The organism is Alphaproteobacteria bacterium (assembly GCA_030739735.1).
In the GTDB taxonomy this organism is placed as follows: domain Bacteria; phylum Pseudomonadota; class Alphaproteobacteria; order UBA7887; family UBA7887; genus UBA7887.
Window position 1 is genome coordinate 51,911 of record JASLYQ010000006.1, and the last position, 17,573, is coordinate 69,483.

General features: G+C 61.8%; 18 protein-coding genes. 7 read left to right on the forward strand and 11 right to left on the reverse strand.

What is annotated here, in order from left to right:
• Positions 1-18: 18 nt before the first annotated feature.
• The 4 genes from dnaJ to hrcA all read right to left on the reverse strand — a co-directional run bounded on the left by dnaJ (position 19) and on the right by hrcA (position 4,891).
• On the reverse strand, positions 19-1,146 hold the full coding sequence (gene dnaJ, locus QF629_04850) for a molecular chaperone DnaJ (protein ID MDP6012861.1): 1,128 nt from the start codon (positions 1,144-1,146) through the stop codon (positions 19-21).
• A gap of 31 nt (positions 1,147-1,177) precedes the next feature.
• Positions 1,178-3,091 carry a molecular chaperone DnaK gene (gene dnaK / locus QF629_04855; protein MDP6012862.1) on the reverse strand — a complete coding sequence of 638 codons (1,914 nt, stop codon included), beginning with the start codon at positions 3,089-3,091 and terminating at the stop codon, positions 1,178-1,180.
• 159 nt (positions 3,092-3,250) lie between these two features.
• Positions 3,251-3,814 (reverse strand): nucleotide exchange factor GrpE, encoded by a 564-nt coding sequence (gene grpE, locus QF629_04860; protein MDP6012863.1) that lies wholly within the window; start codon positions 3,812-3,814, stop codon positions 3,251-3,253.
• Positions 3,815-3,847: 33 nt separating this feature from the next.
• Positions 3,848-4,891 carry a heat-inducible transcriptional repressor HrcA gene (hrcA, locus tag QF629_04865; GenBank protein ID MDP6012864.1) on the reverse strand — a complete coding sequence of 348 codons (1,044 nt, stop codon included), beginning with the start codon at positions 4,889-4,891 and terminating at the stop codon, positions 3,848-3,850.
• Positions 4,892-5,006: 115 nt separating this feature from the next.
• Here hrcA and rph point away from each other — a divergent pair, with 115 nt between their 5' ends.
• From rph to hemW, 3 genes are read left to right on the forward strand one after another with little or no spacing between them, the layout of a single operon-like run.
• On the forward strand, positions 5,007-5,765 hold the full coding sequence (gene rph / locus QF629_04870) for a ribonuclease PH (GenBank protein ID MDP6012865.1): 759 nt from the start codon (positions 5,007-5,009) through the stop codon (positions 5,763-5,765).
• The gene (gene rdgB / locus QF629_04875) at positions 5,749-6,348 is read left to right on the forward strand and encodes an RdgB/HAM1 family non-canonical purine NTP pyrophosphatase (protein MDP6012866.1); all 600 of its coding nucleotides are present in this window, start codon (positions 5,749-5,751) and stop codon (positions 6,346-6,348) included. Before rph ends, rdgB begins: the two co-directional genes overlap by 17 nt.
• A 1-nt stretch (position 6,349) precedes the next feature.
• On the forward strand, positions 6,350-7,501 hold the full coding sequence (gene hemW, locus QF629_04880; GenBank protein ID MDP6012867.1) for a radical SAM family heme chaperone HemW: 1,152 nt from the start codon (positions 6,350-6,352) through the stop codon (positions 7,499-7,501).
• Here the strand turns inward: hemW and QF629_04885 are convergent.
• The gene (locus QF629_04885) at positions 7,469-8,149 is read right to left on the reverse strand and encodes an EI24 domain-containing protein (protein MDP6012868.1); all 681 of its coding nucleotides are present in this window, start codon (positions 8,147-8,149) and stop codon (positions 7,469-7,471) included. The two genes, hemW and QF629_04885, sit on opposite strands and share 33 nt — an antisense overlap.
• On the opposite strand from QF629_04885, the gene QF629_04890 reads away from it, so the two are divergent.
• From QF629_04890 to QF629_04905, 4 genes are all read left to right on the forward strand, one after another.
• The gene (locus QF629_04890; protein ID MDP6012869.1) at positions 8,148-8,477 is read left to right on the forward strand and encodes a TetR/AcrR family transcriptional regulator; all 330 of its coding nucleotides are present in this window, start codon (positions 8,148-8,150) and stop codon (positions 8,475-8,477) included. The genes QF629_04885 and QF629_04890 overlap by 2 nt on opposite strands.
• Before the next feature lie 52 nt (positions 8,478-8,529).
• Entirely contained in the window at positions 8,530-8,736 is a 207-nt protein-coding gene (locus tag QF629_04895) for a hypothetical protein (protein MDP6012870.1), read from the forward strand.
• 62 nt (positions 8,737-8,798) lie between these two features.
• On the forward strand, positions 8,799-9,776 hold the full coding sequence (locus tag QF629_04900; GenBank protein MDP6012871.1) for an adenosine kinase: 978 nt from the start codon (positions 8,799-8,801) through the stop codon (positions 9,774-9,776).
• A gap of 2 nt (positions 9,777-9,778) precedes the next feature.
• A complete protein-coding gene (locus QF629_04905) occupies positions 9,779-11,230 on the forward strand; it encodes an MFS transporter (GenBank protein ID MDP6012872.1) in 1,452 nt (483 codons plus the stop codon).
• A gap of 325 nt (positions 11,231-11,555) precedes the next feature.
• Here the strand turns inward: QF629_04905 and phoB are convergent, their stop codons facing one another.
• Genes phoB through QF629_04935 form a run of 6 tightly spaced genes read right to left on the reverse strand, consistent with a single transcriptional unit; the run spans position 11,556 to position 17,543 of the window.
• On the reverse strand, positions 11,556-12,248 hold the full coding sequence (phoB, locus tag QF629_04910; GenBank protein MDP6012873.1) for a phosphate regulon transcriptional regulator PhoB: 693 nt from the start codon (positions 12,246-12,248) through the stop codon (positions 11,556-11,558).
• Positions 12,249-12,263: 15 nt separating this feature from the next.
• Entirely contained in the window at positions 12,264-12,998 is a 735-nt protein-coding gene (gene phoU / locus QF629_04915) for a phosphate signaling complex protein PhoU (GenBank protein MDP6012874.1), read from the reverse strand.
• Between the two features lie 16 nt (positions 12,999-13,014).
• Complete coding sequence (pstB, locus tag QF629_04920; protein ID MDP6012875.1) at positions 13,015-13,815, reverse strand: phosphate ABC transporter ATP-binding protein PstB; 801 nt, start codon at positions 13,813-13,815, stop codon at positions 13,015-13,017.
• A 2-nt stretch (positions 13,816-13,817) separates the two neighbouring features.
• A complete protein-coding gene (pstA, locus tag QF629_04925; protein MDP6012876.1) occupies positions 13,818-15,089 on the reverse strand; it encodes a phosphate ABC transporter permease PstA in 1,272 nt (423 codons plus the stop codon).
• 47 nt (positions 15,090-15,136) lie between these two features.
• Positions 15,137-16,519: a phosphate ABC transporter permease subunit PstC gene (gene pstC / locus QF629_04930; GenBank protein MDP6012877.1), complete on the reverse strand. Its 1,383-nt coding sequence runs from the start codon at positions 16,517-16,519 to the stop codon at positions 15,137-15,139.
• Positions 16,520-16,544: 25 nt separating this feature from the next.
• Complete coding sequence (locus tag QF629_04935; protein MDP6012878.1) at positions 16,545-17,543, reverse strand: substrate-binding domain-containing protein; 999 nt, start codon at positions 17,541-17,543, stop codon at positions 16,545-16,547.
• Positions 17,544-17,573: the final 30 nt, after the last annotated feature.

Below are 17,573 nucleotides of genomic sequence, written 5' to 3' on the forward strand. Positions count from 1 at the left end.
GTCACTTCGATTCCAACCCTACTCCCGAATATCGTCCCACAGCTCCTTCACCTTACTGAAGAAGCCTGCGGTCTCGGGGTGGGTGTGCTCGTTGGCGGTGTCTTCGAATTGACGTAGCAGTGCGCGTTGCTCTTCGTTGAGGTTGACCGGGGTCTCGGTCATGGTCTGTACGAAGAGGTCGCCTGTGCTCTGGCCGCGCATGGCCGGCATGCCTTTGCCGCGCAGGCGGAACTGGTGACCGGTCTGGGTGCCCTCGGGCACGGTAATGCGGGCGTTGCCGCCGTCGACTGTCGGCACCTCTATGGAGCCGCCGAGCGCGGCCCGGGTCATGGGCAGGGGCACGCGGCAATAGAGGTTGCCGCCTTCGCGCTGGAATAGGGAGTGCGCGGCGATGGCGATAAAGATATAAAGATCGCCAGGCGGGCTCCCGCGCACGCCAGCCTCGCCCTCGCCGGCCAGGCGGATACGTGTGCCGTCTTCGACGCCGGCCGGAATGTTGACCTGCAGCTCCTTGTCGCGGCTGGTGCGGCCGCTGCCGCGGCAGGTCACGCAGGGACTCTCGATCACGCGGCCTACGCCCTGGCATCTCGGGCAGGCGCGCTCGATGGTGAAAAAGCCCTGCTGGGCACGCACCTTGCCGTCGCCGCCGCAGCCCGAACAGGTAACCGGTTGGGTACCAGCGGCGGCACCACCGCCAGAACAGTCCTCGCAGGTCACGGATGTGGTGGTGCGGATGTTGGTCTGGCGGCCGTGGAAGGCGTCTTCCAGCGAGATCTCGAGGTTGTAGCGCAGATCAGCACCGCGCTGCCCACTGGTGCCGCCGCTGCGCCGGCCGCCCATGAAGTCGCCGAACAGGTCGTCGAAGACATCGGAGAAGCTCGAGCCGCCAAAACCGAAGCCGCCGCCCTGCCCGTTGCCGCCTTCGAACGCGGCGTGGCCGAAGCGGTCGTAGGCGGCGCGCTTGTCGGCGTCCTTCAGGACCTCATAAGCCTCCGAGACTTCCTTGAAAGCGCGCTCGGCTTCCGGATCGGCGGGATTGCGATCCGGGTGGTATTTCATGGCGAGCTTGCGGTACGCTTTCTTGAGCTCGGCTTCGCCCGCCTGGCGGTCAACGCTGAGCGTCTCGTAGTAATCGCGCTTGTCCATGACAGCCTCGGATCACGCTCCAAGGCGTCGCTTAGCCATCGCTCTTCTTGTCGTCCTCGACTTCCTCGAAGTCGGCATCGACCACAGTCTCGTCGCTGTCGCTGTCGCCGCCACCGGGCCCCCCGCCTGCAGCCGCCTCAGCCTGGGAGGCTTGGTACATGGCTTCGCCGAGCTTCATGGAGACCTGCTGCAAGGTATCGGTTTTGGATTTGATGTCTTCGACATCCTCGCTTTCGAGAACCCCGCGCAAGTCGGCGACAGCGCTCTCAATCGCGGTCTTGTCTTCGTCGGACACCTTGTCACCATGGTCGCCCAGCGTCTTCTCGGTGGCGTGGATCACGGCATCGGCCTGGTTGCGCGTGTCGATCAGCTCGCGGCGCTCCTTGTCCTCTCCGGCATGCTCCTCCGCCTCGTGCACCATGCGGTCGATGTCGTCATCCGAAAGACCGCCCGAGGCCTCGATACGAATTTGCTGCTCCTTGCCAGTGCCCTTGTCCTTGGCCGAGACATTGACAATGCCGTTGGCGTCAATGTCGAAGGTGACTTCGATCTGCGGCACACCGCGTGGCGCTGGGGGAATGCCGACCAGGTCAAACTGGCCGAGCAGCTTGTTGTCGGCCGCGATCTGGCGCTCGCCCTGAAAGACGCGGATGGTGACCGCGCCTTGGTTGTCCTCGGCGGTTGAGAAGGTCTGCCCCTTCTTGGTCGGAATAGTGGTGTTGCGGTCGATCAACGGCGTGAAGACACCGCCAAGGGTCTCGATACCGAGTGACAGCGGCGTGACGTCGAGCAGCAGCACGTCCGTGACATCACCAGCCAGCACCGCGCCCTGGATGGCGGCACCGGTGGCAACCACCTCGTCCGGGTTGACACCCTGGTGGGGCTCGCGTCCGAAGAAGGTCTGCACGGTCTCGATCACTTTTGGCATGCGCGTCATGCCGCCAACCAGCACCACATCATCGATCTCGGCCGCCGTCAGGCCGGCGTCATCGAGTGCCGCCTTGCAGGGGCTGATGGTGCGCTGGATGAAGCTATCGACCAGCGCCTCCAACTTGGCCCGGGTGAGCTTCATGGTGAGATGCTTCGGTCCGGAGGCGTCCGCCGTGATGAAGGGGAGGTTGATCTCGGTTTGTGTAGTACTGGAAAGCTCGATCTTGGCCTTCTCGGCGGCCTCGCGCAGGCGTTGCACCGCGAGCTTGTCGCCGCGCAGGTCGATGCCGGCCTCCTTTTTGAACTCGTCCGCCAAGTAGTCGACAATACGCAGGTCGAAGTCCTCCCCGCCGAGGAAGGTGTCGCCGTTGGTCGACTTCACCTCAAAGACGCCGTCGCCGATCTCGAGGATGGAGACGTCGAAGGTGCCGCCGCCCAGGTCATAGACCGCGATCACGCCCGCGCCGCGCTTCTCGAGCCCGTAAGCGAGCGAGGCAGCGGTAGGCTCGTTGATAATGCGCAGCACCTCGAGCCCGGCGATCTGGCCGGCGTCCTTAGTCGCCTGGCGCTGGGCATCGTTGAAATAGGCGGGAACCGTGATTACCGCTTTGCTGACCGTCTCGCCGAGATAGCGCTCGGCGGTCTCCTTCATCTTCTGCAGCACCATGGCGCTGATCTGGCTCGGGGCGTAGCCCTTGCCGCGCGCCTCGACCCAGGCATCGCCGTTGTCCGCCTTGATAATCTTGTAGGGGACCATGTCGGCGTCCTTTTTCGCCATCGGGTCTTCGAAGTTGCGCCCGATAAGGCGCTTGATGGCGAAAAGGGTGTTTTCCGGGTTGGTCACGCCTTGGCGTTTGGCCGACTGGCCGACCAGACGCTCGTCCTCGGTGAAGGCTACCATCGACGGTGTGGTCCGGGTGCCTTCGGCGTTCTCGATCACCTTGGCTTCCTTGCCTTCCATGATGGCAACGCAGGAGTTCGTGGTGCCAAGGTCGATACCGATGATCTTGCTCATATTTTTTCTCTTTCGAAAAGCAGGCGGATCTGCTCCGGCCTCGTCGAGCACCGGACGGCCCGATCGTATTGATACTGCACCGTGCGTCTCACTTGCGCACTAGCAGGCGGCGACGGAAGGTATATGGGAGTGTCAGGGGGGCACTGCAAGCGTTTGCGATCAAGCTTCCGTATCGATGCTGCCGTCGGCCGGTCGCTTGGCCACGCCGACCCGTGCGGGGCGTAGCAGGCGGTCATGAATGCGATAGCCGCGCTGGACCACCTGAACCACCGTTCCCGGCTCCCTGTCGGGCGATTCCACCTCGAACATGGCTTCGTGAAAATTGGGGTCGAATTTATCGTCCTGGGGATCGATACAGGTGATGCCGTATCGCTCCAGCGCCGTGTCCAGACTGCGCAGCGTCAACTCGATACCTTCGAACACTGACGTCGGGTCGCTGTCGCCGGCACTGCCCACGGCGCGGTTTAGGTCATCGGCGATGGCGACGATGTCGCGGGCAAAGGCGGTGATGGCATATTTGCTGGCATCCTCGCGCTCGCGCTCCGCTCGCCGGCGCACGTTCTCGGTCTCGGCCAGCGCGCGCATCAGGCGGTCTTCGAGCGCCGCCGTCTCGCCGCGCAGCGTCTCCAGCTCGCTGACCTCGTCTGCTTCCTCGGCAACGGGCGTCTCTGCTCCGGTCTCCTCGGGCGTTTCGTCTTCGGGCTGGGTCGGTGTTTCTGGCATGTTGGCAAGTCCGTTTCGCTTGGGTGTGTTGGTTCAACCCATCAGGCGGCTGATCGCGCGGGCGGTGTAGTCCACCATGGGAATGATGCGGGCGTAATTAATGCGCGTCGGCCCGATGACGCCGATGGCTCCGAGGCACCCGGGCTCGCTACCGCCTCCACGGTGCAGGGGTGCGATCACCATCGAACAGCCGGCAAGATTGAAAAGCTCGTTCTCGGAGCCGATGAAAACGTGCACAGCTTGGCCGCTCAAGGTCGAATCGATGACCTGCAGCATGCCTTCGTGGCGCTCCAGGTCCCCGAATAATTTGCTGATGCGCTCAAGGTCAGCAATGGCCTGCGCGTCCTCGAACAGCTTGGCGCGCCCGCGCAGGATCAGCGTTGGCGCGCCCGCCTGCTCGGTAAGCGTGCCGAGTCCGGCTGCGACGATACGCTCGCCGAGGCTGTCGAGCGCGGCCCGATGCTCGGCGAGTTCCGCCTCTATAACGCCACGCGCTGCGCTAAACGTGCGCCCGTCCAGCCGCATATTGATGTAATTCGCAGCCTCGGTCAGCGATGACGGTGTGAAACCGCCGGGCACCTCGATGATGCGGTTCTCCACCAGGCCGTTGGCGAGCACGATGATGGCAAGCGCCTGGCCCTCGGCAAGGCGGATGAACTCCATATGCTTGACCGGCGCCTCGCTTTTTGGTGCCAGAACTAGGCCGGTGGCGCTGGAAAGTCCGGATAGCATCTCGGTGGCCTGTCCCAGCACCTCGGACAGCTTGCGTCCCGCGCCCGCGCATTGAGCGTCGATGCTGATGCGCTCTTCGGAGGTGAGGTCGCCGATCTGCAGTAGCCCGTCGACATAAAGCCTTAGACCCTGGTCGGTCGGCATGCGCCCGGCGGAAGTATGCGGTGCATACAGCAGGCCGAGATTCTCTAGGTCCGCCATGACATTACGGATTGTCGCCGGTGACAGGCGCAAGGGCAGGCGCCGAGAGAGCGTGCGCGAGCCGACGGGCTCGCCGCCTTCGAAGAAGGCTTCGACAATTTCGGCGAAAATGAGACGCGAGCGCTCGTTGAGCTCGGTGATCATGGGTTGACTAGACCTGAAAGTCCCCGTTGCCGTAGCGTTGGCGGAGAATGTAGTAAGCGCTCCCGGGAGCGTCAACGCGGTGGACGGAAATAGCCCCTGTCAGTAGATTGCTTCTATGTCCGAAAACATCCCTCAAGACCCCGTCACGCGGCCTTCCGGCCGCGCCGTCGATGCTCTTCGCGCGGTGACGCTCGAGCCCGGATTCAGCAAGCATGCCGAAGGCTCTTGCCTGATCCGCTTTGGCGACACGCATGTGCTCTGCGCCGCCACGGTCGAGGACCGGGTGCCTCCTTTCTTGCGCAATACGGGGCGCGGCTGGGTGACGGCGGAATACGGTATGCTGCCGCGCTCTACCAATACTCGCACTGATCGCGAGGCGGCGCGCGGCAAGCAGTCGGGCCGCACTTTGGAGATCCAACGCCTGATTGGGCGCAGCCTGCGCGCCGTCACTAGGCTCGACGGCTTCGGTGAACGCCAGGTGCGGGTCGATTGCGACGTCATCCAGGCCGACGGCGGCACGCGCACAGCGGCGATCACAGGTGCCTGGGTGGCGCTGCATCTCGCCTTCGACTATCTCGCCGGTCACAGCCTGATCGAGGCCAACCCACTCAGTGATCAGGTGGCGGCGATCTCGGCCGGGCTGTACGGTGGCATAGCGGTGGTCGATCTCGACTATGCCGAGGACTCGACGGCCGACGCCGACGCTAATTTTGTGCTTACAGCCGGTGGCGGTATCGTCGAAGTGCAGGCGACCGCAGAGTCGGAACCGTTCCGCCAAGAACAACTTGATGCTTTGCTTGGTCTCTCCCGTAACGCCACTAAAACGCTGTTCGATTTGCAGCAAAAAGCGTTAGAGGATGCCGCGTCGGCTTGAGGCTGAGCGGTTGGTTGTGGCCAGCCATAACCCAGGTAAGGTCAAAGAGATCAATGCCTTGCTGGAGCCCTTCGCGATCTCGGCCGTTTCGGCCGGTGACCTGGGTCTGCCAGAGCCAGAGGAGACTGGCGACAGCTTCCTCGCCAATGCCGAGCTCAAGGCGCGGGCGGCGGCTGCAGCCTCGGGCCTGCCGGCCTTGGCCGATGATTCCGGCCTGGCCGTGGCCGTGCTCGGTGGTGCGCCGGGAATCTTCTCTGCCCGCTGGGGCGGGCCGTCGAAGGACTTTGCGGCCGCCATGGCACGACTGGAACGGGCGCTCGGCGGCATCAGCGGCGGCCGCGCGCGGTTCGTCTGCGTCTTGGCACTCTGTTGGCCGGACGGCCATTGTATGAGTTTTACCGGCATGGTGACCGGTTCTCTGACCTTCCCACCCCGTGGACACGGCGGCTTCGGCTACGACCCAGTTTTCATCGCTGACGGTCGCGACATCACCTTCGGCGAGATGGACCCGGCCGAAAAGGACCGTATTAGCCACCGCGCCGACGCCTTCGCCAAGCTCACCTCAGCCTGCCTGAGGGGCTGACATGGCAGATACGCTGGCGGTCTATGTCCACTGGCCGTTCTGCCTCACCAAATGCCCCTATTGCGACTTCAACAGCCACGTCGGCGATGTCATCGACCAGGTGCGCTGGCGCGAGGCCTATCTGACCGAGATTGCTGAGATCTCCGCGCGCACGCCGGGACGCGTGGTCGAGAGCATCTTCTTCGGTGGCGGCACGCCATCGCTGATGTCAACGGAGACGGTGGCTGCAGTGATCGCGGCCGTGGCGTCGAACTGGCGACTTGCAAGGGATGCTGAGATTACCCTGGAGGCTAATCCCAGCTCTGTCGAGACCGCACGCCTCGCGGCGGTGGCCGCTGCTGGGGTCAACCGTATATCGCTCGGGGTGCAGGCGCTCGACGATGCGGCCCTGGCTTTTCTGGGACGTCTGCACTCTACCGGGGAGGCGCTCGCGGCGGTGCAGGTGGCAAAATTGCACTTCAAGCGTGTATCGATCGATCTGATCTATGGCCGACCGGGCCAGACCGTCGCAGCATGGGTGGGCGAGTTGCGCCAAGCGCTGGAGCATGCGGGCGGGCATATCTCGGCATATCAGCTCACTGTCGAGAAAGGCACACCCTTCTTCATCGCCGAGCGTGATGGCGCCTTAACCATGCCCAATGAGGCAACTCAGGAAACGCTCTACGCGGTTACCGGCGAGACGTTGGGCGATGCCGGTTACCAGGCGTACGAGATATCTAACTACGCCCTTGCCGGAGAGGCCTGTCGGCACAATCTTTGCATCTGGCGGTATGGCGACTATGTGGGCATTGGTCCCGGCGCCCATGGCCGGCTGACCATCGGCGGCAGGACCTACGCCAGCGAGGCAACATCAAACCCGGCCGGCTGGTTGGACGCCGTAGAAACCAAAGGTCATGGCCGTCGGCGCTGCGCTGCGCTGTCAGCCAAGACCGTGGCCGAGGAGATACTTTTGATGGGCTTGCGGATCGACGACGGCATCTCTCAAAAGACCATGTGGGAACGCACCGGACAGGATCTCGCTGCCTGGGTTGATGGGGACACGGCGCGGCAGTTGCGTGACGGTGGCTTGTTGGTTTGGGATTCTGACGGTTTACGTCTGACTGCCGCAGGCCGGCCTTTGTTAGATGGTATTCTGGCGCGCCTTCTGGCTTAGGCCCTGTACTACATGCACCATCATGGCGGTGCCGATGATCGGAGCCAGCAGATTGAGCAGCGGAATCCAGAACAGAAGGGCGACCGTGATGCCTGCGGTCCACAAGGGCATGCGGTGGCGGCGGCGGAAATCCGCTGCCTCGAGCCGTGGCATGCGGCGCAGCGCGACCACCTCGAAATACTCACGCGACAATAAATAGCCGCTGACCGCGAAGAAAATCAGCAGATTGAGTCCAGGCAAAAAGGCATAGAGAGGTAGACAAACCAAATTCACCACCATGGTCCAGATCACTAGACGGACGGCTGCCCAAATGGACTGCCCGAGCGAAGCACCGGGTGCCGTACCGAGGCCGGGATAGTGTTGGGCCTCAACAGCATTCGCCGCCTCCTCTTGGAAGAGCGAGGCGACGAGCGTCGCGATGGGGGCGAACAGCACCAGGGTAATTACGATGCCGACCGTGCTCCCGAGGATGCCGATCAACCAGTTGATCCAAGCTTCCCCGACCGTCAACCAGGTATCGATAGCGAAGCCGACGGCAAACCAGAGCACGGCAAAGACCGTCACCGTGCAGGCGAAGGTTTTGGCCACGACCCAGCGCAGACTGCGGTCCGGCAGTTGGGCGATGGCCTTGCTCAATGCGCCAATCATGCCCGCCGGTATACGGCTCTCGGGCTTAGCCGGGCAAGTGAGACTCGGATTCCCAGTGCCGGACACCTATAGTTCGGCTATGGCCGATCGGTCGGAACGAAAAGAGCGACTGGTAGCCGCGCTGAGTGACATGTTTTGTACCCACGGTTACGGTGGTGCCAGTGTGGCCGTGCTAGTGCGCGCAGCCGGTTTGAGCAAGGCGAGCCTTTACCACCACTTTCCCGGGGGTAAGGAAGCTAGGCTTGAAGTCGGAATGCTCGCCCCTCTGGCCGGTGAAAGCCCTTTGCCTGAGCGTGTGGATGCCATGATGGTGGCGGTTGCGAGCTGAGCATTTTCGGCCAGTTCAGCCAAGTCGGTACCGACCACCCCTAGCGGCGCCGGTGGTTGCGTTCTATGGACGCTGGATCGCTTCGCTCGCAGATGCCCTGAGCGAAAACGGAGTCGAGAGCGAGGAGGCGGTGCGTCGGGCCGCCGATGCGGTGATGATGGTCGAGGGCGCGGTGCTACTTTCGCGCGCACTCGCTGACCCGGGTCCGCTGCACCGCGTGCGGCGGCATCTGCCGAGCGCCACCGCCGAGGGTGGCTAGGCAGGCGCGCCTGGGTATACTGCGAGGCCAGTCCGATTCTTCCCATCTCCAAGAGGCCCCGTATGGTGCAAACCGAAATCGATGTGCTCGGCATCGGTAACGCGATCGTCGATGTTCTCAGCCACGCCGAGGACAGCTTTCTCGATAGCCACGGTCTGACCAAAGGCGCTATGGCGCTGATCGATCCAGACCAAGTCAAGATGCTTTACGATGCCATGGGTTCCGGTGTCGAGATATCGGGCGGCTCGGCCGCCAACACCATTGCTGGGCTCGCCTCTTTCGGCGGTCGCGGGGCCTTCATTGGTAAGGTGCGCGACGACCAGCTCGGCGAGGTTTTCGCGCACGACATCCGCGCTCTCGGCGTGCGTTTTGATACCAGGCCGACCAGTGACGGGGCGAGCACCGCGCGCTGCCTGATCCTGGTCACGCCAGATGCCCAGCGTACTCTCAACACCTTCCTAGGCGCCTGCGTCGAACTGAGGCCGGAGGATATCGACGCGGACCTCGTCGAGGCCTCGGCCGTGACCTACCTCGAAGGCTATCTCTGGGATCCGCCGCGGGCCAAGAACGCCTTCCGCAAGGCCGTCGAGATCGCCCATAATGCGGGACGCAAAGTGGCGCTGACGCTTTCGGATTCGTTCTGCGTCGACCGCTATCGCGACGAGTTCTGCGCTTTGGTTGCTGGTGGCGCTGATATTGTTTTTGCCAACGAGACCGAGCTGCTCTCGCTTTACGGGGTGGACACGTTCGACGAGGGCCTACGGGCGATCCGCGAGAATTGTGAGGTGGCGGTGCTGACGCGCAGCGAGAAAGGCTCGGTGATTGTCGACCACGAGGAGGTGCACGTGATCGACGCTACGCCGGTCGAGCACGTGGTTGACACCACAGGCGCCGGCGACCTCTTTGCCGCCGGCTTCCTCTACGGCTACACCCGCGGCGACGGGCTCGCCGAATGCGGACGCCTGGGCTCGCTCGCTGCGGCCGAGATCATCAGCCACTTCGGTGCCCGCCCAGACGTCGCGCTCTCGACATTGGTGTGACGATGATGGCGCCGACTTGGCGGGAGACGCTTGCGTCTTTCAAAGAGCGACCCGTCGTCACCATGCTCTTCCTCGGCTACGCTGCCGGCGTGCCGTTGATCATCGTGCTCTCGACGACCGGCTATTGGCTGCGCGAGATGGGCGTCAGCCGCACCTCGATCGGTTTCCTAGTCTGGGCGAGTCTTCCCTGGGCTCTGAAGGTCTTTTGGGCGCCGTTGGTCGATCGTATACCGCTCCCGTTTCTAACTGCTTGGCTCGGCAAACGACGGTCCTACATGCTTCTGTCGCAAATAGGTATCGTTTGCGGCATGATTGGCATTGTTCTGCTCGACCCCCAAGCATCGACCGCCTTCAAAGCTGGGGTGCTGCCGGTCTTCGGCGGCATGTCGAACGCCGAGGTCACTCCACCGGGAACCAATGTTGTTCTGGCAATGGCAATCTTGCTCTTTGTTATCGCTGTCTCATCGGCCACACAGGACATCGTTGTCGACGCGTTCCGCATAGAATCCGCACCGGACGATCGGCAGGGTGTTATGGCCGCCGCTTATCAATACGGTTACCGGATCGCCATGTTCGCGGCCGGGGCGGGCGCCCTGTACATCGCTTATGCCGCAGATTGGGTGACGGCTTATTTTGTGATCGCGATTTCAATGGGGATCGGCATGGCGACGGTGCTGGCGATTCGGGAGCCACCACATGAGGCCGTTGAGCGCGAGCACGACCATGAGACCGCCCTTAGTGAACGAGTTGCCGCTTTGGGACATCTGCATGGGCGCAGGAAGCACATGGCCGCGTGGTTCTCGTCCGCCGTGATCAGCCCGCTAGCAGAGTTTTTTCGCCGCAACGGCTGGATGGCGATCGTTGTGCTGGCGCTTATCGGATCGTTTCGGCTGTCGGACTTGACGCTCGGCGCGATGGCCAACCCGTTTTACGTCGATATTGGGTTCTCTAAGCTCGATATTGCGAATATTGGCAAGACCTTCGGCCTGTTCGTGACGCTGGTCGGCATTGCCCTTGGCGGTGTCACGGTGGTGCGTTTCGGTATCATGCCAATGTTGTTGCTTACTGCCGTCCTGCTGACGATCACCAATCTCCTTTTCGCAGCTATGGCAATGGTCGGGCCGGAGCTGTGGATGCTCGCCATCACCATCAGTGCTGACAATCTTGCTGGCGGCATGTCAGGCACGGTTTTCATCGCCTATCTTTCGGCACTCACCAATCGCGCTTATACGGCGACACAATATGCGCTCTTTACCTCGCTGATGAGCCTTTTCGGCAAGTTTGTGGCGGGGTTCTCCGGTGTCGTAGTCGATGCTACCGATTATGTGACGTTCTTCATCTACGCATCCATTCTTGGTGTTCCCTCAATCCTGCTGATCATTTTTATTCGCATCCGCGGGCGTGAAGGCATGCCGGCGTTTGAGCGCCTACCGACTGGAGCTATGGTGCCCTAGCTAAAAATAGGATACTGCCACGCTTATCAGTGTGCTGAAGAAGATTAAGGATTAGGAATCGCGCGACGGGCTAATTCTGCCGAGTGTGTGGGTAGTGCATCAAGATACCAGTTATTGCTAACAAGCAATGCTACGCACACCATTGAGTTCGACGACTATATCTCCCAGGCGGCCTTGTCGTATGTGCTGTCGCTTACCGAGCAGGGATGCTTGGCCGCCGATGGCGGCTTCGCCGAAGACCTCAACGTGCACACTGGCAAGGTCACCCCTTCTACCGTGGCCGCGAATATCTCTTACGACTATGTGGTCCTGAGACAGTGCTTGGCTAAGCGTCTTCGTATTCTAACGCATATCCGGCCGAGCGCACGGTACGGATCAGGTCGCGCTCGTTCTCGCTGTTGAGTGCCTTGCGCAGACGCCGGATATGGACATCTACGGTGCGCGGCTCAACCGAGATGTCAGGTCCCCAGACCGCATCCAGTAGGCGCTCGCGCGAGAACACCCGGCGCGGCTTTTCGAGAAAATGCCTGAGCAGACGAAATTCGGTGGGGCCTAAATGGATGGTGCGGCCGGCACGACGCACGCGGTAGGTGTCGAGCTCCATCTCTATGTCGGCGTAAGTCAGCCTGTCCTGCGACAATGCTGGGCGTGTGCGGCGTAGCACGGCACGCACGCGGGCGATGACTTCGGACGGCGAGAACGGCTTGGTGACATAGTCGTCGGCGCCACTGTCGAGGGCGCGTACGCGATCGTCCTCTTCGGCGCGCGCGGTCAGCATGATGATCGGCAGCTGCTGGAGGTTGGGATCGCGGCGCAGCTGGCGGCAAACCTCAAGGCCCGAGACCGAGGGCAGCATCCAGTCGAGGATGACCAGATCGGGAGGCCGCTCCCTGATCATCAACAGCGCCTCCTCGCCATCGCCCGTCTCGCGCACCTCGAAGCCTTCGCGCTTAAGGTTGTAGCTGAGCAATTCGACGATTGAGGGCTCGTCTTCGACCAGAAGAATGCTGGGCCGCATTGATTTGCTTCCCATCTATTCCAAGGTGCCGTCCAACTCCACCGGCGCGCAGGCGACGAATGTCGCGGTGGTGTCTGCCTTGGGGCGATCGCCGAATCTGTGGTCGCCGGTCAGGCGGTAGTTGATCATTTCGGCAATATTGGTCGCGTGGTCGCCAATGCGCTCGAGGTTCTTAGCCGCAAACAGCATATGTGTGCATGGCGTGATGTTGCGCGCATCCTCCATCATGTAGGTCAGTAGCTGGCGGAACAGGCCATTGTACATTTCGTCCACGTCCTGGTCATTGCGCCAGACTCGCTCGGCCCCTTCCAGGTCCTGGTCGACATATGCGTCGAGCACCTGCCCGACCATGGCTCTGACTTTTTCGGCCATGTTGGGGATCATCCAAGCCGACGGTATCTCGCGCGCCTGTGAGAGAGCAATACCGCGCTTGGCTATATTCTTGGCGAGATCGCCCATGCGCTCGAGGTCGCTGGCCACCCGCAACGCACCGATGACTGAGCGCAAGTCCACCGCCATGGGCTGGCGCAGCGCCAGCATCTTGGTGACTTGGCGCTCCACAGCGAGCTCGAACTCGTCGATGCTATCGTCGGTTTCGATAATGCGGCCGAGGCGCTCACTATCACGCTCCATCATGGCGGCGACCGTGTCGCCGATCTGGCGCTCGACCATGCCCCCCATCTGCAGCACTGTATCGGTCAGCTGCCGCAGCTCGTCGTCATAGGCATGGACCGTATGTTCGCCGTTCATGTCTTTCTCCTCACCCTCAGCCGAAGCGGCCCGTGATGTAGTCCTGGGTGCGCTGCTCGGCCGGATTGGTGTAGACCTGCTCGGTGTCGCCGAACTCCACCAGCTTGCCAAGATGAAAGAAGGCGGTGCGCTGGGAGACGCGCGCGGCCTGCTGCATGTTGTGGGTCACGATGACAATGCTGTACTGGGAGCGCAAGTCGTCGATCAGTTCCTCGATCTTGGCAGTGGCGATAGGATCGAGTGCTGAGCAGGGTTCATCCATCAGGATCACCTCCGGATTGATGGCGATGGCGCGGGCGATGCAGAGGCGCTGCTGCTGGCCGCCTGAGATCCCGGTGCCGCTTTGGCTCAGACGATCCTTAACCTCGTCCCACAGCCCGGCGCGGTACAGGCTCGATTCGACGATCTCGTCGAGCGCTGTGCGTGACGAGGCCATGCCATGAATGCGTGGGCCATAGGCCACATTCTCGTAAATCGATTTGGGAAACGGATTGGGTTTCTGAAAGACCATGCCGACACGAGTGCGCAGACGTGCCACGTCGATGCTCGGCGCATAGATATCTTGTCCGTCGATGGTGACGCTGCCGCTAACACGACAGGATGGGATAGTGTCGTTGGTGCGGTTGAAACAGCGCAGAAAGGTGGATTTGCCGCACCCCGAGGGGCCGATGAAGGCGGTGACCTCGTGGTTGTTGATAGTGATATCGACATGGTTCAGCGCCAGTTTGTCGCCGTAAAATACATCAACGCCTTGCGCTACGATCTTTACAGCCGGCGTGGCGGCGCCGTGCAGGGGCGCATCTGTGGTGACTGACATGGCTACCATCGCTTCTCGAATCTCTGGCGGATCAGGACCGCACTGGTATTCATCAGGATGAGGAAGGCGAGCAGTACCATGATGGCAGCCGAGGTTTTCTCGACGAAACCGCGTTCGGGGCTATCGGCCCAGATATAAATCTGCACGGGCAGCGCGGTAGCGGGGTCGAGCGGTCCGTCGGGCACGTCGACGATGAAGGCAACCATGCCGATCATCAACAGCGGTGCCGTCTCTCCGAGCGCACGCGCCATGCCGATAATGGTGCCCGTCATAATGCCCGGCATTGCCAACGGCAGCACATGGTGCAGCACGACTTGCATCGGCGAGGCACCAACGCTCAGCGCCGCGTCGCGCGTCGAGGGCGGCACGGACATTAGGGCAGCGCGGGAGGCGATGATCACTGTCGGAAGGGTCATCAAGGCGAGAACCATGCCGCCGACCAATGGCGCCGAGCGCGGCATGCCAAAAACATTGAGGAATACCGCCAGGCCGAGTAGGCCGAAAACGATTGATGGCACCGCGGCGAGGTTGTTGATGTTGACCTCGATCAGATCGGTCCATCGATTGCGCGCCGCGAATTCCTCCAGATAGACGGCAGTCATGACGCCGAGTGGCACCGATAACAGCAGGCAGGTCAGGATTGTCCACAGCGAGCCCATGGTCGCGCTGCCAATACCCGCCAGCTCAGGCTCGCGCGAATCGCCCGACGTAAAGAAGCCGAGTGCGAAGCTGCTTTTCAGGCGCCCCTCCTCGGCAAGGGCGTCGAGCCAGGCAAGCTGTTTGTCCGACAGCGCGCGTTGCGTCTCGGGTATATCGCGCGAGATATGCCCTTTGCGCAGCATGTCGACATCATCCGAGACGAGCAGCGACCGCGTTTGGCTGCTGCCGATCAGACCTGGGTTCGTGATCACCATTCCGCGCAGCTCGCGCGCCGCTCCATCGCTCAGCAGGCGGGTCAGAGCGCGCTTATCGCGGCGCCCAGAGACTTCGGGGAAAAGCGCGCTCAGGGAGCGCTTAGCAATAGCGCCGTAGTTGCCCTTGGCCAGAATTTTGGGATCGCCGCTCGCCTCGGGATCGATCAGGGCCGGATCGAAAAACACGTCAACCACGACGCGGCTTTGGAAGAAGGCGGTGTGGCCCTTCGCGACAATCGTGACCAACAGCACTCCGAGCGCCAGCACGGCTAAGGCGATGCCGAGCAGGCCGTAAAAGCGAAACCGCGTCTCGGCCGCATGTCGGTGGCGCAGGCGCCTTTCGTCGAGCTTAAAGGTCACCCTAACCTCCTGTCCGAGAGTTTCGATCTGGTCTCCGCCCTGGGCCACTATTCATAGATCTCCCGATAGCGACGCACCACTCTCAGCGCAACGACATTGAGCGCCAGGGTCACTAGCAGAAGCACTAGCCCGAGGGCGAAGGCCGCGAGGGTCTTGGCACTGTCGAATTCCTGGTCCCCGACCAGCAGGGTAACAATCTGTACTGTCACCGTGGTCACTGCCTGTAGGGGGTTCGCGGTCATATTGGCGGCTAGGCCCGCAGCCATCACTACGATCATGGTCTCGCCGATGGCGCGCGATATGGCGAGTAGGATGGCTGCGACCACACCCGGGAGGGCAGCCGGCAGCACCACGCGCTTGATGGTCTCAGACGGCGTCGCACCGAGGGCCAAGGAGCCGTCACGCATGGTCTGTGGCACCGCGTTTATGACATCATCTGATAGTGATGAGACGAAAGGGATGATCATGATTCCCATCACTAGACCGGCTGCCAGCGCGCTTTCCGAGGCGACGTCAAGACCGATACCGGCTCCTACCTCGCGTAGCATCGGGGTTACGGTGATGGCGGCAAAGAAGCCGTAGACCACGGTCGGCACGCCCGCCAGCACCTCAAGCACGGGCTTGGTGATGGCGCGCAAGCGCGGGCTGGCATATTCGGAGAGATAGATTGCCGACATGAGGCCTATGGGCGCGGCAACCAGCATAGCTATCACCGTAACCAGAAGCGTGCCGACGAAGAGCGGGATGGCGCCAAAGCTCCCCGTAGCCCCGACCTGATCGGCCCGGATTGCGGTCTGCGGGCTCCATTGCAGACCGAATAGGAAGTCGTAGATCGGCACTTTGGCGAAAAAACGTATCGATTCGAAGAGAAGGGACAAGACGATGCCGATGGTCGTAAAAATGGCGACTGTCGAGCTGATGATGAGCAGGATCGAGAGGGCGCGCTCGACGGCGTCACGGGCGTGAAACGCACTCGTGATGCGACGACGGGCATAAAGCAGGCCTAGGAATGCCACCGCCAGAGCTACGATGGTGAGCGCGGCCGTAGCGATGGCCCGGTAGCGCACCAGATTGTCGGCGGCCGCTTGAACTGCCGGCTTGATGTTGCCGCCAGTGTTGAGCCCATTGGCCAGATTGTGAATGTCGTTGAGCAGTAGCCCCTTTGCGTCGGCCGGCATTCCCGTATAGCTCTCTGGCAGGTCGCCGACCACGAGGAAGTCTGCCACATGGCTTTCCAGCACGGCCCACACCACGATCGTGAGCAGCGCCGGAACGCTACACCAGATCGCGACATAGGCCCCGTGATAGCTGGGTAGCGAATGCAGCCGACGTAATTCGCCGCCCACTGCCATCACGGCGCGCTGCCTGCCCAGGTAAAAGGCCAGGGCGCTGAGGCCCAGCAAGACGAAGAGCAGTATCGTCAGCGACATCTCGGCGACACTTTCGACAGCGGTCTTAGAGGCTCAGCGGTGCTAGGGCCAAGGCCTTCTCGCGGGCCCGTTGGCGGTCCTTGTTCGACAACGGGATCAAGCCCTTGTCGGCCAGGTAGCCGTCCTCGCTCCAAGCCCGCTCCGCGGTGAACTCCTCGACATATTCGACGATGCCCGGGATGACGCCAACATGGGCATCCTTGACGTAAAAGAACAGTGATCGCGATATAGGATAGTAGCCGTCGGAGATTGCCTTGAAGGTGGGCTCAATATTGCCGACAAGGCTGCCTTGCACTCGATCGGTATTCTGATGGAGAAAGCTGAAGCCGAACAAACCGAAGATATCCGGATTAGCGATTAGCTTCTGAATGATGAGCATATCATTCTCACCGGCCTCGACATAGGCACCGTCCTCGCGGATGCCGTGGCAGATCCCTTTGTAGCGGTTCTTGTCTTTCGCCCTAAGTATCTTGATCCCCGCAAATGTCTTACAGCCGCGTTCCAGAGCCAGTTCGGCAAAGGCGTCGCGCGTGCCAGAGGTTGGTGGCGGACCGAGCACCTCGATGGCGACGTTTGGCAGGGACGGGTCAATCTCACTCCAGGTCTGGTGTGGGTTCGCTATGAGTTCGCTACCGTCCTTGTTCGCTGGGACATCTTTGGCCAGGGCAAGAAACAGTTGTCGCAAGGTGATCGACATCAGCGCCGACTCCTTGGAGTTTGCCAGCACGATGCCATCATAGCCGATCATCACTTCGGTAATATCGGCCACGCCGTTTTTGGCGCAAAGATCCACCTCAGACTGTTTGATACGTCGCGAGGCGTTGGTGAGGTCCGGGTGCTCTACGCCGAGGCCGGCGCAAAACAGCTTCAAGCCGGCGCCCGAGCCTGTGCTCTCGACCACTGGTGTCTTGAAATTGCTGCTGTTGCCGAACCGCTCGGCTACCGTAGTCGCAAAGGGGAACACGGTCGAGGAGCCGACAATACGGATCTGGTAGCGGGCGTCGGCGGCAGTGGACGCAACCATGGTTGCAACAGCCACGAGAGCGAAAAACTT